The 15,593-nt window shown below is 67.3% G+C and carries 12 protein-coding genes and 2 pseudogenes; 6 read left to right on the top strand and 8 right to left on the bottom strand.

Annotated features, from left to right (window positions below):
• Positions 1-91 precede the first annotated feature (91 nt).
• Both AB4Z10_RS05585 and secA read right to left on the bottom strand, forming a co-directional pair.
• Positions 92-286, bottom strand: a pseudogene (locus AB4Z10_RS05585) (SEC-C metal-binding domain-containing protein); the annotation flags it as partial.
• A 47-nt stretch (positions 287-333) separates the two neighbouring features.
• A pseudogene (gene secA / locus AB4Z10_RS05590) lies at positions 334-2,875 on the bottom strand (preprotein translocase subunit SecA); the annotation flags it as partial.
• Positions 2,876-3,243: 368 nt separating this feature from the next.
• Here secA and AB4Z10_RS05595 point away from each other — a divergent pair.
• The 5 genes from AB4Z10_RS05595 (at position 3,244) to mutT (ending at position 7,426) form a co-directional block, all read left to right on the top strand.
• A complete protein-coding gene (locus AB4Z10_RS05595) occupies positions 3,244-4,104 on the top strand; it encodes a peptidylprolyl isomerase (RefSeq protein WP_441469384.1) in 861 nt (286 codons plus the stop codon).
• A gap of 233 nt (positions 4,105-4,337) precedes the next feature.
• Positions 4,338-5,588 carry a bifunctional glutamate N-acetyltransferase/amino-acid acetyltransferase ArgJ gene (argJ, locus tag AB4Z10_RS05600; RefSeq protein ID WP_441469385.1) on the top strand — a complete coding sequence of 417 codons (1,251 nt, stop codon included), beginning with the start codon at positions 4,338-4,340 and terminating at the stop codon, positions 5,586-5,588.
• On the top strand, positions 5,569-6,498 hold the full coding sequence (locus tag AB4Z10_RS05605; protein ID WP_441469386.1) for a DMT family transporter: 930 nt from the start codon (positions 5,569-5,571) through the stop codon (positions 6,496-6,498). The genes argJ and AB4Z10_RS05605 overlap by 20 nt, the downstream gene beginning before the upstream one ends.
• Positions 6,495-7,010 (top strand): peptidase associated/transthyretin-like domain-containing protein, encoded by a 516-nt coding sequence (locus AB4Z10_RS05610; protein ID WP_441469387.1) that lies wholly within the window; start codon positions 6,495-6,497, stop codon positions 7,008-7,010. Before AB4Z10_RS05605 ends, AB4Z10_RS05610 begins: the two co-directional genes overlap by 4 nt.
• An 11-nt stretch (positions 7,011-7,021) precedes the next feature.
• Complete coding sequence (gene mutT / locus AB4Z10_RS05615) at positions 7,022-7,426, top strand: 8-oxo-dGTP diphosphatase MutT (RefSeq protein ID WP_441469388.1); 405 nt, start codon at positions 7,022-7,024, stop codon at positions 7,424-7,426.
• 58 nt (positions 7,427-7,484) lie between these two features.
• Here mutT and AB4Z10_RS05620 read toward each other — a convergent pair whose 3' ends face one another.
• From AB4Z10_RS05620 to AB4Z10_RS05640, 5 genes are all read right to left on the bottom strand, one after another.
• Positions 7,485-8,186 carry a DUF930 domain-containing protein gene (locus AB4Z10_RS05620; RefSeq protein WP_441469389.1) on the bottom strand — a complete coding sequence of 234 codons (702 nt, stop codon included), beginning with the start codon at positions 8,184-8,186 and terminating at the stop codon, positions 7,485-7,487.
• A 103-nt stretch (positions 8,187-8,289) separates the two neighbouring features.
• Positions 8,290-9,492 carry a winged helix-turn-helix domain-containing protein gene (locus AB4Z10_RS05625; protein ID WP_441469390.1) on the bottom strand — a complete coding sequence of 401 codons (1,203 nt, stop codon included), beginning with the start codon at positions 9,490-9,492 and terminating at the stop codon, positions 8,290-8,292.
• Between the two features lie 99 nt (positions 9,493-9,591).
• Positions 9,592-10,116 (bottom strand): CAP domain-containing protein, encoded by a 525-nt coding sequence (locus tag AB4Z10_RS05630; RefSeq protein ID WP_441469391.1) that lies wholly within the window; start codon positions 10,114-10,116, stop codon positions 9,592-9,594.
• A gap of 4 nt (positions 10,117-10,120) precedes the next feature.
• On the bottom strand, positions 10,121-12,652 hold the full coding sequence (locus AB4Z10_RS05635; RefSeq protein WP_441469392.1) for a DUF3772 domain-containing protein: 2,532 nt from the start codon (positions 12,650-12,652) through the stop codon (positions 10,121-10,123).
• A 305-nt stretch (positions 12,653-12,957) separates the two neighbouring features.
• Positions 12,958-14,058: an ROK family protein gene (locus tag AB4Z10_RS05640; protein WP_441469393.1), complete on the bottom strand. Its 1,101-nt coding sequence runs from the start codon at positions 14,056-14,058 to the stop codon at positions 12,958-12,960.
• Between the two features lie 188 nt (positions 14,059-14,246).
• Here AB4Z10_RS05640 and AB4Z10_RS05645 point away from each other — a divergent pair, with 188 nt between their 5' ends.
• Positions 14,247-14,723 carry a DUF2938 domain-containing protein gene (locus AB4Z10_RS05645; RefSeq protein ID WP_441469394.1) on the top strand — a complete coding sequence of 159 codons (477 nt, stop codon included), beginning with the start codon at positions 14,247-14,249 and terminating at the stop codon, positions 14,721-14,723.
• 111 nt (positions 14,724-14,834) lie between these two features.
• Here AB4Z10_RS05645 and AB4Z10_RS05650 read toward each other — a convergent pair whose 3' ends face one another.
• Positions 14,835-15,593, bottom strand: a complete 759-nt coding sequence (locus AB4Z10_RS05650) for a GNAT family N-acetyltransferase (RefSeq protein WP_441469395.1) — start codon at positions 15,591-15,593, stop codon at positions 14,835-14,837.

Here is a 15,593-nt window from a genome sequence, read left to right on the forward strand (position 1 = left end):
GGCAGGTCGCCGCGATCTCCCGCGCACGCCCCGAAACGCAGCGCGCCCGGCACAAGGCCGGGCGCGAAGAGCGTGAGCGGGAGTGGCGGCCTCAGGCGAACTGGCCGTGGCAGTGCTTGAACTTCTTGCCGGAGCCGCAGGGGCAGGGCTCGTTGCGGCCGACCTTGCCCCAGGTCGCAGGATCGGCCGGGTTGCGGTCCAGCACCTCCGTATCGGCATCGACAGCGGCGAACTGCACACTGCCGCCGCCATAGTCACCGCCGCCGAAGCCCGAACCGGCGCCATCCTGCGCCAGCAGCGGTGCCTGCTCGTCTTCCGGCTGCTCGAAGCGGACCTCGACGCGCGAGAGATGGCCGGTGACCTGCTGCCGAAGCTGGCCGATCAGCCCGTCGAACAGTTCGAACGCCTCCTGCTTGTACTCCTGCAGCGGGTCGCGCTGGGCGAGGCCGCGCCAGCCGATGACCTGTCTGAGATGGTCGAGCGTAACCAGATGCTCGCGCCAGAGATGGTCGAGGGACTGCAGCAGCACCTGCTTCTCGACATAGGTCATGACCTCGTCGCTGTTGCGCTCGATGCGGCCGGCATAGTCCTCGTCGGCGAGCTTGCGGATGCGCTCGCGGATCTCGCTGTCGGCGATGCCCTCTTCCTTCGCCCAGTCCTCGACCGGCAGGTCGAGGTTGAGATACTGGATCACCTCCTGCTTGAGGCCGGCGGTATCCCACTGCTCGGGATAGGCCTCCTCCGGGATGTGGCGGGCGACGACATCCTCGACCACACCGTGGCGCATGTCGTCGATCGTCTCGCGCACGCTGGCTTGGCGCATGAAGTCGCGGCGCTGCTCGAACACGACCTTGCGCTGGTCGTTCATGACGTCGTCGTACTTCAGGATGTTCTTGCGGATGTCGAAGTTGCGTGCCTCGACCTTGCCCTGCGCCTTCTCGACCGCCTTGTTGATCCAGGGATGGACGATCGCCTCGTCCTCCTTGAGGCCGAGCTTCGTCAGCATGCCGTCCATCCGGTCGGAGCCGAAGATGCGCATCAGGTCGTCCTGCAGCGACAGGAAGAACTTCGAGCGACCGGGATCGCCCTGGCGGCCGGCGCGGCCACGCAGCTGGTTGTCGATGCGCCGGCTCTCATGGCGCTCGGTGCCGACGATGTAGAGGCCGCCGGACTTGAGCACGCGCTGCTTGAACTCGGCGACCTCGACGCGGATCGCCGCCGCCTTGGCGTCGCGCTCCGGGCCCGGCTCCATGCCGGCGAGGTCGTGGTTGATCCGCATCTCGGCATTGCCGCCGAGCTGGATGTCGGTGCCGCGGCCGGCCATGTTGGTGGCGATGGTGATCGCGCCGGGCACGCCGGCCTGGGCGACGATATAGGCCTCCTGCTCGTGGAAGCGGGCGTTCAGCACGGCGAAGGCCTTGGTGGTCTTGCCCTCGCGCGCCGCCTGGTAGACAGGCTCCAGCGCCGTCGGGTCGGTGAAGTCGAGCAGCTTGTAGCCCGCCTTCTCCAGCATGTCGGCGACGAGCTCGGAGCGCTCGATCGAGGTGGTGCCGACCAGGATCGGCTGGCCGTTGGCCTGCGCCGCCTGGATCTCGCGGATGATGGCGCGGACCTTCTCCTCGAAGGTGCGGTAGACCTCGTCATCCTCGTCCTTGCGGGCGACCGGGACGTTGGTCGGAATCTCGACGACCTCGAGCTTGTAGATCTGGAAGAACTCGTCGGCCTCGGTCGCCGCCGTTCCGGTCATGCCGGCGAGCTTCTTGTAGAGGCGGAAATAGTTCTGGAAGGTGATCGAGGCCAGCGTCGCGTTCTCGGGCTGGACGGTGACGTTCTCCTTGGCCTCCAGCGCCTGGTGCAGGCCTTCCGAATAGCGCCGGCCCGGCATCATACGGCCGGTGAACTCGTCGATGATGACGACCTCGTCGCCACGGACGATGTAGTCCTTGTCGCGGGTGAAGAGCGTGTGGGCGCGCAGCGCCTGGTTGACGTGGTGGACGAGCGTGACGTTGTGAGCGTCGTAGAGATCGCCCTCGGTCAGCAGGCCCGCCTCGCGCAGCAGCTCCTCGATATGCTCGTTGCCGGCCTCGGTCAGCGCAACCGTGCGCTGCTTCTCGTCGACCTCGTAATCACCGGCGACGAGCCCCGGCAGCACCTTGTCGATCGCGACATAGAGATCGGACTTGTCGTCGAGCGGGCCGGAGATGATCAGCGGCGTGCGAGCTTCGTCGACCAGGATTGAGTCGACCTCGTCGACGATGGAGAAGTGGTGGCCGCGCTGGCTCATCTGCGCGACGTCGTACTTCATGTTGTCGCGCAGATAATCGAAGCCGAACTCGTTGTTCGTGCCGTAGGTGATGTCGCAGGCATAGGCGCGCTGGCGTTCCTCGTCGTCGAGGCCGTGCACGATGATGCCGACCGTGAGGCCGAGGAAGTTGTAGAGCTTCGCCATCCACTCGGCGTCGCGCCGGGCGAGGTAGTCGTTGACGGTGACGACGTGGACGCCCTTGCCCTCGAGCGCGTTGAGATAGGTCGGCAGGGTCGCGACCAGCGTCTTGCCTTCGCCCGTCTTCATCTCGGCGATCGCACCCTCGTGCAGCACCATGCCGCCGATGAGCTGCACATCGTAGGGGCGCTGGCCGAGCACGCGCTTGGCGGCTTCGCGCACCGTGGCAAAAGCCGGAACGAGCAGGTCGTCGAGCTTGGCCCCGTTGGCGAGCTGCTGCCTGAACTCGTCGGTGCGCGCCTTCAGCGCCTCGTCGCTCAGCGCCGACAGCTCGTTCTCGAGGGCATTGATTGCAGCGACGCGGGGCTGGTAGCCCTTGACGCGGCGGTCATTCGACGAGCCGAAGAGTTTCTTTGCGAGCGCGCCAAGCATGTTGGGCCTTTCAGGTGATGCTTGGGCCCCCGGCCGCGCGGTCTGGTCCGCGCTCGGGTCGGAGGCCCGGTATTCTCGAATGCGACCGCGTGTTTAGACGCGTGCGCGGGCAGGGTCCAGCGTGCGTTTCGTCCAATCGGCAGCGAAACGGCAAGTGAATTCGGGTGTGGATGTGGGGTTTTTCCCGGCCGCTTCCAAGGGCGGAACCCTGAGATCGCGCGACGTCGCGGCACCATGCCCCTCGGCCGGGTGGCGCAAAGCTGCGTGATCGACCTCCGCAATCGCTTGAACCGCCTTGCCTTTGCCGCGTTCAACTGGCAGTGCAGCCGCCAAAGCGTCTCGGGTTTTCCGACGAAAGGCCGTCACTCATGAACTCAGCCCGTTTCATCGCCGTCCTCGGCTTCGCGCTGCTGGCGGGACCGGCCTTCGCGCAGGCCGACAAGGTCGTTGCCAAGGTCGACGGCATCGCGATCACCGAGAAGGACATCCAGCTCGCCAGCGAGGATCTCGGCGAGCGCCTTGCCCAGCTCCCCGAGGACCGCAAGCGCGACGAGGTCATCAACTACCTCGTCGACCTCAAGCTCGGCGCCAAGGCGGCGGCCGATGCCAAGATCACGGATTCGCCGGACTTCACGGCCCGCCTCGCCTATTACCGCGAGAAGGTGCTGCTCGACGAGTACCTGACCCGCGAGGGCAAGAAGGCCGTCACCGCCGACGCCGCCAAGAAGCTCTTTGACGAAACCACCAAGGCGATGACGCCCGAGGAAGAGGCTCATGCCCGCCACATCCTCGTCGAGGACGAGGCCCAGGCCAAGGCCGTGGTCGAGCGACTGAAGAAGGGCGAGGATTTCGCCAAGGTCGCCGCCGACGTTTCGAAGGATCCGGGCTCGGGCAAGGAGGGCGGCGATCTCGGCTGGTTCACCAAGGACCGCATGGTTCCGGAATTCGCCGAGGCCGCCTTCAAGCTGAAGAAGGGCGAGGTCTCGGAACCGGTGAAGAGCCAGTTCGGCTGGCACATCATCAAGCTGGAGGACAAGCGCACCAAGCCGCTGCCGGACTTCGCCGCGGTGAAGCCGCAGATCGACCAGTACCTCGAGCGCAAGGCCCAGCAGGACCTTGTGGTGGCGCTGCGCGAGAAGGCCAAGATCGAGCGCCTCGACAAGCCGGCCGCTCCGGCAGCTCCTGCGCCCGCCGCTCCGGCTGCCCCGGCCGCGCCGAAGAAGAACTGATCCAGCCTCGTCATTTTCGGGCGAAGCGTGGCGCAGACCCGAGAATCTCCGGCGAGGGATGCTCGGGTCGAGCCCGCGCATGACGCAGACCCTCAATTTCGCGGGCGGCCCTTGCGGCCGCCCTTCTTGTTTTCGTCACCGGCCTGCGGCAGAGGGACTCTCGAACGAGACGCACTGCCCGGCGAGCGAACGATTCGCCGGTCTTCGAGCAGTGCTCCGCAGGAGGAGCTCCGATGGCCGGCAAGGATGTCCCCGTTTCCCCGCTCGCGCCGAAGCGCCAGCCCAAGGTCCCGCCGGTTCCGGGCGTGCGCTTCGCCACCGCCGAGGCCGGCATCCGCTACAAGGGCCGCACCGATGTCTGGTTCGCGCTGCTCGATGCGGGCACGCAGGTCGCCGGCGTTTTCACACGCTCGAAATGCCCGTCGGCTCCGGTCGACTGGTGCCGCGATAATCTGAGCCAAGGCTCCGCCCGCGCCGTCGTCGTCAATTCCGGCAATGCCAATGCTTTCACCGGCGTGAAGGGCCGTGATTCCGTCAAGCTGACGGCCGAGATCGCGGCCAAGGCGGCAGGGTGCAAGCCGCAGGAGGTGTTCATCGCCTCGACCGGTGTGATCGGCGAGCCGCTCGACGCGACCAAGTTCAAGGGTGTGCTCGACGATTGCGCCAAACGCGCCGCCGACGGTCCCTGGATCGACGCCGCCAAGGCGATCATGACCACCGACACCTTCCCGAAGGCGCTGACCCGCAAGGCGAAGATCGACGGCAAGGAGGTCGTGATCGCCGGCATCGCCAAGGGCGCCGGCATGATCGCGCCGGATATGGCGACGATGCTCTCCTTCGTCTTCACCGATGCCCCGATCGCTGCGCCCGTGCTGCAGGCCCTGCTCTCCAAGGGTGTGAAGGGCTCGTTCAACGCGGTGACCGTCGACAGCGACACGTCGACCTCGGACACGCTGATGCTCTTCGCCACCGGCAAGGCGGCCGAGCGCGGCGTCCCCGCGATCACCGAGGTCAACGACCTCAGACTCTCCGGCTTCAAGCGGGCGCTGAACTCGATCCTGCTCGAGCTCGCCCATCTCGTCTGCAAGGACGGCGAAGGCGCCCGCAAATTCGTCGAGGTGCGGGTTACCGGCGCGGCTTCCGCCCGCTCAGCCAAGCGCGTCGCGCTCTCGATCGCCAATTCGCCGCTGGTCAAGACCGCCGTCGCCGGCGAGGACGCCAACTGGGGCCGCGTCGTCATGGCCGTCGGCAAGGCCGGCGAGCCGGCCGACCGCGACAGGCTCGACATCGGGTTCGGCGACATCGTCGTGGCCAAGCAGGGTGCGCGTGCTCCGTCCTATGACGAGGTCGCGGTCTCCGACTACATGAAGGGCGATAACATCGTCATCACCGCCGATCTCGGCATCGGACGCGGCAAGGCCACGGTCTGGACCTGCGACCTGACCAAGGCCTATGTCGAGATCAATGGCGACTATCGCTCCTGAGGGCGCGCCGTCGCAGGAGCCCAGCCGCAGCTTCATCGCCGTCAACCTGCTCATCTGCTCCCTGCTCTGGGGGTCGAGCTACCTGTTCATCAAGCTGATGAGCGGGGAGGTTTCGGCGCTGGCGATCGCCGCCAGCCGGGGCCTGCTGGGCACCGCCGTGCTGTCGCTCTGGAGCCTGGGGCGCGGCCGCAGCCCGCTGCCACGGCGCGCCGAGATCCTGCCCTGGATCGTGCTCGGCACCACCAATGGCTGGCTGCCGAACGTGCTCGTCGGCTACGCGCTGGTCCAGCTCGCCAGCGGGCCGGCAGCGATGATCCAGGCGGCGGGGCCGCTCGTCACCGCGCTTGCGGCCCATCTCATCTTCTCCGAGGAGCGGCTGAGCCCGCGTCGCTTCGGCGGCATCCTCCTCGGCATGGCCGGCGTTGCCCTGCTGATCGGCCCGCGCCTGTTCGAGGGCGGCGGCACCGCGCTCAGCGTGCTCGCCATGATCGGCGCAACGCTGAGCTACGCCACCGCCAACCTTTATGTCCGCACCGTGCCGGCCGCGACGGGCGATCCCGCCCGGCTGGCATTGGGCCAGCAGATGTTTTCCGGCACCATCGCCACGACGCTGACGCTCGCTGTGCTCGGTCCTGCGGCCTTCCTGCCGCTCGGCGACCATCTGCCGGCGATGCTGGCGCTCGGCATCTTCGCCACCGCGATCCCGGTCACCGTCTTCATGCGGCTGATCCGGGCGGCAGGGCCGACGCGGGCCGCGATGACCGGGTATCTCGTGCCGACGGTAGCCGTTATCCTCGGCGTGGTCGTCCTCCATGAAAACCTGGGGTTGCATCAAATCCTCGGCGGTTGCATCATCCTGGCCGGCGTCTTCCTCGTCACGACGGCGCCGCGCAGGGTGGGGGCCATATGAGGATCGAGACTATCGCGGCGGTCATTCTGGCCGGCGCCGTTATGGCCGGTTGCGTCGAGCGCAAACCGGCAACGGTGGCCTTTTCCGCCGAGGAGGCCGCCTACATCAAGAAACCGGGAACCGGCGTCATCGTCGGCCACGCCTTCCGCACCAAGCCGAGCGGCGTGGTGGTCAATGCAGCCGGCCAGGTCGTGCGCCTCATCCCGGCCACCGGCTTCGCCCGCGAGCGCTTCGCCAATTTGTACGGCAACGGCAAATTTGTCCCGTACCGCAACTTTCCGGCCAGTGACGTGGTCGACCCCGACTATGCCGAATACACGCGCACGACCAAGGCCGAGTCCAATGGCCGCTTCGCCTTCGACAAGGTCGCGCCCGGCAGCTATCTCATCACCACCCAGGTCATCTGGGGCGATGAGAACGCCTTCACGCGGGAGGGCGGCTTGGTCTATGACAGCGTCACGGTGACGGGCAAGGAAACCGAGCCCGTCCAGGTCATCCTTTCCGGCAACTGAGTCACGTCCCCTTGAAGCTGCTCCTCGTCGTCGCCTGCGCCCTGATCGATGCCGACAACCGCGTGCTCGTCACCCAGCGTCCGGAAGGCAAGGCGCTGGCCGGGCTCTGGGAATTCCCGGGCGGCAAGCTCGAAACCGGCGAGCGGCCCGAGCCGGCGCTCATCCGCGAGCTTCAGGAAGAACTCGGCATCACCGTGAAGGAGGATTGCCTCGCGCCGCTGACCTTCGCCAGCTACGCCTATCCCGAGTTCCATCTGCTGATGCCGCTCTATATCTGCCGGCGCTGGGAGGGAACGGTGATCTCCGGCGAAGGGCAGGCGCTGAAATGGGTCCGCCCCGGCAAGCTGCGCGACCTCGCCATGCCCCCGGCCGACGAACCGCTGATCCCGTCGCTGATCGATCTGCTGGGCGCCTAGAGCCTACCGGGATTTGACGGAACAACGCCGTCAAATCAGCATGCTCCAAGTCACCCGCTCAATGCACGGCCGGCAGGCCGAGCGTCTGCCAGCGGGCCTGCGGTATGGGGTCCCCGACCTGGAAGGCGAAGGCCGTCACCCGCTTGAGATCGACGGAAATCGTGCATTCGAAACGCAGCCCATACCAGCGCCGCCGGCTGCGGAAGGCAGCGCCCTCCGCCTGCAGGATATGGCCGGCATAGCGGATGTCGGCCGTGGCGTAGGCGGTGACCCGGTCGGGTTCGTAGCTGCGCTGCCAGGCATGGATCTGGCCCATCGCCTCCAGCCCGCAGAGCTGCTCGACGCGCTCATCCGGTGCCAGGCGCGGCAGCATCGCCAATGTCTCGCGGCTGCGCGGATCGGCGAGAACCTGCTGCGACAGCAGGCGCCGCGGCCGGACGAGCCCGTCCGGCTCGGCAGAAACCGGGGGTTGCGCGGGTATCGGCGCGGTTGGCACGGAGGGCGGCGGTGCCGGCTCCGGCACAGGAGCGGACTCGGCCGGCGGCGCGAGTGGCGGCGGTGGCGGCGGGCGGATCATCGCCTCGAACTGCTCGGGCGTCTGCAGCTCGACATCGACGCTCTGCTCGACGAAGGCCGGCATCTCGTCAAACTGCTGGATGGCGACGGAAGCGAGCCAGGCCAGCAGCGCCGCATGGATGAGCGATGCGACCGGCAGGCCGGGATCGGGCATCGCCCAGCGCGTACGGCTCGCGGCCGGCACGGCTCAGGCCGCATCCTGCAGCGGCACGAAGGCACCGGTCCGGAATTTCGCTGCCATCGGCTCGTTTCGCGCCCTTCGCCCCTGAAGAGCGCAACAGCGCCGATCAAGCCGACATTTTTGTGATCTCGGGCAGCGGCTCCAGCTCGGCTTCGCCCCGCCCGAGCTGGAAGCGCTCGAAGCGCTGCAGCTCCTCCTCGATCGCCGCCTTGAGTGGCGGTGCCTCATGGCCGTCGAGCCAGCTCCATTGCTGCAACAGCAGCTTGCCGGCGGCCCGGTCTGTCTTGAGGTCGAGCACCGCGACGATCCGGTCCCCCGCCAGCACCGGGAGGCCGAAATAGCCGTAGACGCGCTTCTCCTTCGGCAGATAGGCCTCGAAGATATGGGCGTAATCGAAGAAGAGCTTCGCCCGCTTGCGTTGGATCATCAGCGGATCGAAGGGCGAGAGGATGTGGATCAGCGTCTCCTCCGGTGCTTGCAACAGCTCCAGCGATGCCGGCGTCGCCCAATGCTGCGTCTTGCCGGCCCCCTCCACCGCGACCTCGACCAGTTCCTTGCGCTTGGCGCGGGCGGCGATCAGCTCCGCCACCGCCTTCTTGCTCGGCGCATCGAGATGGCAGGCGGAATCGAGGCTGACGAGCCCCTGCGCGCGCAGCGCCCGGTCGAGCTTGTAGGCCGTGACCTGCCGCTCGCTCGCGGGTGTCGGCTTCTTCTCCCACTGGAAGTGCCGGTCGAACAGCTCATAGGTCTTGAGCATGCCCGCGCGCGCCGCGATCGCAAGTTCGCCATCGTAGAAGGCGCGTTCCAGCAGACCCTTGGACGGCTTCTTGCTGGCCCAGAGATGCGCCTTCTCGATCAACTCCTCCTCGATGTCGCGGATCGTCAGCGCCCCGTCCCTGCGGATGCGGCGCAGGAGCTTGCGCGTCTCCTCGCGGGCGCCGACCGCCGACCAGCGCTTCGGCTCCTCGCGATGCGCCTTCATCTCGGGCAGGAAATAGCGGATGTCGCGGGTCGGCACATATGACAGCGCATGCGTCCAGTATTCGAAGACGCTCTTCTCGGCCGCTTGCAGATGGGCGAGGTCGGCCCGGCGATAGCCGGGGATGCGGGCATAGAGAATGTGATGGTGGCAGCGCTCGATCACGTTGATCGTGTCGATCTGCACATAGCCGAGTTGCTCGACCGCCTTCCGCGCCGCGGCAGGCCCGGCCCCGAAGGGCTCGCGCGTGTCGAGGCGCTGGGCGTGGAGCCAGATGCGCCGGGCCTGTTCGGTCGTCAGAGAATGGGGCTTGCGGGGTCGCGGAGGCATGACCCGCAGGCTAGCCCCGTCCGCGCCGCGCCGTAAGGGGCGCAGCTCGCGGCCGCTGACAGCCCATGGCGGGAGCGCGAGAGCCTCGGCCGCACGCCCTCACGGCGCGACGATCAGCGCCCAGTAGACCTGATATTTCGAGCCCGGTGCATAGGCGGTCGCGATGCCCATGCGCTTGGCCCTGGCATCCTTCATGACGCGGTCATGCTGGGGCGAATCCCGCCAGCCGGAGAAGGCCTCGGCAAGGCGCCGGTAGCCGGCGGAGAGATTGGCCTCAGCCCCCGGCTGGCCTTCCTTGGCAAGCCGCGCCTTGACCGCATCGGCCTGCACCGGCTTGTCGGACGCCGCCATCGCCGCGGCCTCGCGCTGCGCGGCCTCGACCAGCGCCGGGTCGAGCGTCAGCGTGCCGAGCCCGGCATTGAGGCGATAGGCCGAGATCATCGCCCGCGCCTGCTCGGCATCGACCTGGGCCGAGGCCGAGCCGAGATCGCGATAAAAGGCGGGCTGGCCCTGGCGCTGCGGCTCGGTGCAGCCCGCGACACCGAGAAGGGCGAGCGCGCCGACCAGCGCAGCCGGGCAGGTCATCGCGCGCGAACCCGCGGCGCGGCGCAAAAAGCTGGGCATCCGATCATTCCTTGCTGTCTTCTTTGGCGGGCTCGAGCGCCGGGAGCGGTGCGGGCTTCGCCGCTTCGGCGGCCTCCTCGGTCTCGTCAGCCTCGACCGGCTTGCGGGAACGGCGAGCAGCGGCAGACGCGGCCGGCTTCGTAGCCGCCCGCTTCGCCCGCCCGCCTGCATCTCCCCGCCCGACTGCCGTAGCGATGCTGTCGAGGGAGTGCTCGACGCCTTCCAGCCCACGCACGATCAGCTGCGGCGTTTCGGCAACCGGCTCCATCTCGGCGAGGCGCTTGTGGATGGCGAAATTGAGATCGCTGGTCACACGTCCGACGATCTCGACATCGCCCACCACGCAGACCAATTCGAAATCCATCGTCGTGGTGCCGAGCTTCTTGAACTGCACGACCGGCGGCGGCTTCTGCATCACGTCGCCATGGTTCGCGGCCACTTCGGACAGCATGGCCCGGACCTGCCCGGCCTCCAGGGAGCGCGGGACCGAGAGCGCAATCAGCACACGGCCGGTCCGATCGTTGCGGACGCGGTTGCGCACCACGCCGGAAATCAGGTTCGAGTTCGGGACGATCACCGTCGAGCGGTCGAAGGTCGCGATTTCGGTCGAGCGGACGTTGATGCGTTTGACGATGCCTTCGATGTCGCCGACCAGCACCTGATCGCCGACGCGGATCGGCCGCTCCCAGAGCAGGATGAGCCCCGAGACAAAATTCGACACCACCGACTGCAGGCCGAAACCGATACCGACGGACAGGGCCGAAGCGACCAGCGTCAGACGCTCGAGGCTCAGGCCCACCGCCGAAACCGCGATCGCCACTGCGCCGATATAGCCGACATAGCCCGCCGCTGTGCTGATCGAGTTGCGCAGGCCAGGATCGAGTGCAGTCGTCGGCAGGAACTGGTTGTCGAGCCACCGCTGCAGCGCCCGCGTCGCGGCGAGGCCGAGCCCGAAGACGAAGGCGAAGACAACGATGGTCGAGAGCGAGATCGTGACGCCGCCGACCTGGAACCCGAAGAAGGCAGCCCGCAGCGAAACCAGGAAATCGGTCGATTCCAGGCCCCAGGGCGCAAGCACCATGAGGACCGTGACGGCGATCAGCAGCAGCTTCAGCGCGCCGACACCGATCACGGCCACCTTGTCCAGGGTGGTGCTGCGCAGTCCCATTCCAGCCTTGAGCGTGAGGGCAAAGCGGCCCTTGCCGGTCAGGAGACGCGGAACACCGAGATCGATGAACTGGAAGGCCAGCAGGAACAGGCAGGCGACGATGCCGATCCAGAGCGTCTGCTCGGCCAGAAAGGCGGCGAAGACGACATAGCCGCTAAGTGCCGAGGCGATGATGAGGAAGCCCATAACCCAGCCGAGGATTCGGACCGGGCCGAGACTCGCTCCATCCACCGGCACATAGGGGCCGAGACACGCCTCCTGCTCGACCTCGTCGTCGTCGCGGATCTGGTAGAGCCCGGCGATCAGCGTCAGCGCGAAGAGAATGGCGAAGAGCGCCTTGACGATGATCGAGATCGCGAGGCCGGCCGCGATCGCCTGCAGCCAGGCTTCGAAGACCTTGCCGACCGACATCACGAGCGCCAGCGAAGAGGCGATCCAGACGGCGCTGCGCGCCGTGGGGTCCATCACGCTGATCATGCGCCGCTGCGGGCTGGACGGCGCGAACAGGGCGTCGGCCAGGGCCTGGACGAAGGCGAAGAAGGCAAGGCCGACGACCACGGCCCAGATCACCGGCTGGATGCGCGGCGGCAAGAGCCCGGTCGTGCTCAGCGCCTTGTAGATCAGCCAGCTCGCCAGCACCGGCGGCGCGGCACCCGCGACGATATGGGCCAGCGCGATATAGAGGCAGTGCAGGTTACCGGTGTCCTGCGTGTTGCTGAAACGCGCCTTGAAGCGCGGCAGATAGCGCGCCCTGGCGACATAGAGCAGGATGGCACCGAGAAAAGCGAGCGCGACCACGCCGCCTCGCGTGCCGGAGAAGGCATCGCTCACGCCTTCCAGCCAGCCGCCGAAGATATAGCCGGAGGCCCGCAGATCCTCCGGCGCCGTGGCGATGGCGTTGCCCCAGACTTCGGGGTTGGCAACGGAAGGTCCGGCGGCAAAGAGCGTCTTGGCGAAAATCTCGCGGCGCTTGTCGCCGATCGCGCTCTGCAGCTGCTCCGCCTGCAACAGCGAGGCCTTGGCGATCTTCAGGATCTCGTCGGCGTCGGCATAGGCCTTGGCGCGGGCCTCGCGATCACGCGTAATCTCGGCGCTCTCGGGCGGCGCATTGGCGTCGGGCTTCGCACCGAGCTGGTCGAGCCGGAGCTTGGCCTGGTCGACACGCGGCGTCTGCTCGTCGATGATGACGCGCAGCTGGTCGAGCGAGGGCTGCAGGCGGACGCGCTGCCTCTGCAGTTCCGTATCGCTCGCCTCCGGAGATGCGAGGGTCGTCTCGATCTGCGCGAGCTCGGTGCGGATCGCATCGAGGCGCGCCCGGGGACTGCCGGGTTCGGCTGGCGCTGCCGTCGTCTGGGCAAGGGAGGGCATTGCCGCCGCCATGGCCAACGCAAGCCAGAGCAAGCATGTGACCAGAACGCGCGTGAGGTTTTGGAACGGCGTTTGCGCCACGCGTGCTGCCATGGTGGTGCCGCCCTGCCCCCTGGAATGATTCGCCTCGGGCTCGACCCTCGGCACAGCCGTGCCCGCAAGGCAAGACGGAGAGCGGAATTCGGCGGCCAACAAGGCTGAGGCTCCTCGAATAACGGCGGGGCTGATGAGCCGGAAGCGGCTCCGACCCGCTCATCGCCGCAAAACACGACCTCAAGATGGCATCGCGCTGCAGCGTGCCGGGATCAGCGCTTGCCTTCCGCCTTGTCCTTCTTGCCAGCCTTGACCTTGTCGCGGTTGTGGTAGCTGGCATTGCCGAGCCCCGTCCCGATCGTCAGAACCGCCCAGTTCTCGACATCCTGCATCGCCGGCATCTCGCTCAGCCCCTGGATGACGGCGTCGTTGTGCATCACGATTTCCGTCTCGTGGTCGCCGATCGCGGGAACGAGTTGGCGGATGCTGTCGACGAGGTTGAAGCGGCTGCTTTCCCAGTTGCCCGGAAGGTTCTGCGCGCCGCGCTCGATCGCCCCGTCCGGCTGGATCAGGCCGGGACAACCGACACCGATAAAGGGCGCGACCCTCAGGCCCTCCTTCTCAGCATTCTCGATCTGGTCCCGCAGCATCTTGCCCAGCCGCTTGATCGCCTGATCGCGGCTCGGCTCCTCGTCGGCATGGCGCCAGAGCTCGGATTTCCAGACCCGCGCCTTGCTCAGATCCGGCGACTTCTTCTGCCTGAGCTCGACGATGCCGGCGCGGATGTTCGAGCCGCCGATATCGACCGCGACGAGACTGTCATAGGCCTCGAACATCCATTTCGGCGCAAGATGCGCGCTGCCGACAAGGCCGGCTTCGTCCGGGTGATGGCTGACCGGTACGAGATCGAGCGCGCGCCCGTCGGTGCGCAGGATGATGGCGGCGCGCGCAATGGCGAGTTCGCCGACACGACTCTCCCGGAAACCGCCGCCGACGACGATGCGCTCGACCAAGGCCCAGCTCTTCAGGCGAGCGAAGCGGCGGATGACGAAGGCGAGCGATTGAGCGAAGCCCTCGACCGCGCTGAGCACCAGGGCGGCCTCCGCGGCATCGCCTTCCTTGATCAGGGCATCGAGCTCCCTCTTGCTGATCTCGGCGGTCTTGCCCTTCAGCGGGTCATCGCCATTGCGCCTCAAATGGTTGCGCAGCGCATCCAGATGCCCGACGAAGGCGCTGCGGCTCGCCTTATCGCCGACGAAGCCGTCATCGTCCCGAACCTCCAGATTGTAGCTGGTAATCGCGACCGACGGCAGCTCGGTCGCACCATGCGGCCCGGTCGCGGCGTTGCGTGTCTCGGCGGTTGCCGTGGCCATGGAGGGTCCCCTCAGTCAGCGCGGATTCGTCAGGGCAAACCCCGCAGGGCAGGACGCGGTTCCCAAGCCCGGGCGATGCGCCGCATGCAGCACACCCCCGCATGTCCGGACCCGCCCCACAGTTGACCGACGCACCAATCACCGCTCCAACCAGTCGAGCCATGTCGTGTGGCCTGAGGGGATAAAGCGTGTCTGATCTGATTTTGCGCATGATCGTCATCGGGGCCGGAGCGACGGCGCTCACTGATCTGTGGGCACAGTTCCTGCGGCTTTTCGGGCTGCCCAAGCCGAACTGGGCGATGCCGGGGCGCTGGTTCGCCCATCTGCCGCGCGGCCGCGTCTGGCATGACGACATCGCCAAGTCCGAGCCCGTCGCCGGCGAGCTCGCGATCGGCTGGATCTGCCACTATCTGGTCGGCATCGCCTTCGCCGGCATCGTGCTGGCGATCTGGGGCGCGGACTGGGCTCGCAACCCGACCTTCCTGCCGGCACTGATCGTCGGCTGGGCAACGATCGGCTGCGGCTGGTTTGTTCTGCAGCCGGGCATGGGCATGGGTGTCGCCGCCTCCAAGAAGCCGAATGCCGGCCAGATCCGCCTGCTCAACTTCGTCAGCCACACCCTCTTCGCCATCGGCCTCTACGGCACGGCGCTGCTGATCCGGTGATCTCCTCCGTCATGTCCGGGCTTGCCCCGGGCATCTCGTGACGCGGAGGCTCGGGTGCCTCTTCCGGCCGTCATTCTCGGGTCAAGCCCGAGAATGACGGCCTGGACAGTCTCAATCGAGAATACGCGTCTCGTACTGGTAGAGCGTGCGGAAGCCGAGGCTGCCATAGAGATTGATCGCGACCGCGTTGCTCTGTTCGACCTGCAGATAGGCGCTGTGGCAGCTCATCGCGCCGGCCCAGCCCATCAGCCCGCGGACGATCCTGCGGCCGAAGCCATGGCCGCGATGGCCGGGATGAACGCAGATCAGGCCGATCTCCGCCATGCCGCGCTCGGCCACGCTCATGCCGAAGGCGACAGCCTCGCCCTCGACCAGCCAGGTGGCGAAGGCGGCCGGCAGCCTCACGCGCTCGACGATCGCCGCGAGATTGCCGGCATGGGTCTTGATTCCGCTCTGAAGGGCGGCGACGCCGGCAATCCATTCGAGGCTCGGCCGCGCCTCGATCTGCAATTCAGGCTCCTCCGAGGCGGCGATGTCGGCGAGTGGCGCCATCTGGCCGAAGGACTTGTCCTTGACCCGGTAGCCGCGCTCCAGCACCGCGGCGCGGGTCGCATCAGTGACGAGCGGGGTCAGCCTGATGCTCGGCGCCAGCCCATCGGCGCGATAAAGTTCCGCGATCAGGTCGAGCGTCGCATCGTCGAGCTCGGCGCCATAAACCAGCGGCGTCGCCGAATTGGCACGCCCGGAATAGCCGTTGGCAAAGCGCAGCGCCCAATCGCCGACGATGAGCGTCGAGAGGGCCGGCCAGGCATTGACGATCCGCCGCTCGCAGCCGAGCACGAGCGCGCTGTCTTCCGTCTTTGTCAGCAT

Origin of the sequence: Allobosea sp. RAF48 (assembly GCF_052114025.1) — a bacterium.
GTDB lineage: Bacteria > Pseudomonadota > Alphaproteobacteria > Rhizobiales > Beijerinckiaceae > Allobosea.

Bases quoted from the DNA above. Each gene is read 5' to 3' on its own strand.
- AB4Z10_RS05595 (WP_441469384.1), top strand. From the start codon at position 3,244: ATGAACTCAGCCCGTTTCATCGCCGTCCTCGGCTTCGCGCTGCTGGCG.
- argJ (WP_441469385.1), top strand. From the start codon at position 4,338: ATGGCCGGCAAGGATGTCCCCGTTTCCCCGCTCGCGCCGAAGCGCCAG.
- AB4Z10_RS05605 (WP_441469386.1), top strand. From the start codon at position 5,569: ATGGCGACTATCGCTCCTGAGGGCGCGCCGTCGCAGGAGCCCAGCCGC.
- AB4Z10_RS05610 (WP_441469387.1), top strand. From the start codon at position 6,495: ATGAGGATCGAGACTATCGCGGCGGTCATTCTGGCCGGCGCCGTTATG.
- AB4Z10_RS05625 (WP_441469390.1), bottom strand. From the start codon at position 9,492: ATGCCTCCGCGACCCCGCAAGCCCCATTCTCTGACGACCGAACAGGCC.
- AB4Z10_RS05630 (WP_441469391.1), bottom strand. From the start codon at position 10,116: ATGCCCAGCTTTTTGCGCCGCGCCGCGGGTTCGCGCGCGATGACCTGC.
- AB4Z10_RS05635 (WP_441469392.1), bottom strand. From the start codon at position 12,652: ATGCCCTCCCTTGCCCAGACGACGGCAGCGCCAGCCGAACCCGGCAGT.
- AB4Z10_RS05640 (WP_441469393.1), bottom strand. From the start codon at position 14,058: ATGGCCACGGCAACCGCCGAGACACGCAACGCCGCGACCGGGCCGCAT.
- AB4Z10_RS05650 (WP_441469395.1), bottom strand. From the start codon at position 15,593: ATGCTGACAAAGACGGAAGACAGCGCGCTCGTGCTCGGCTGCGAGCGG.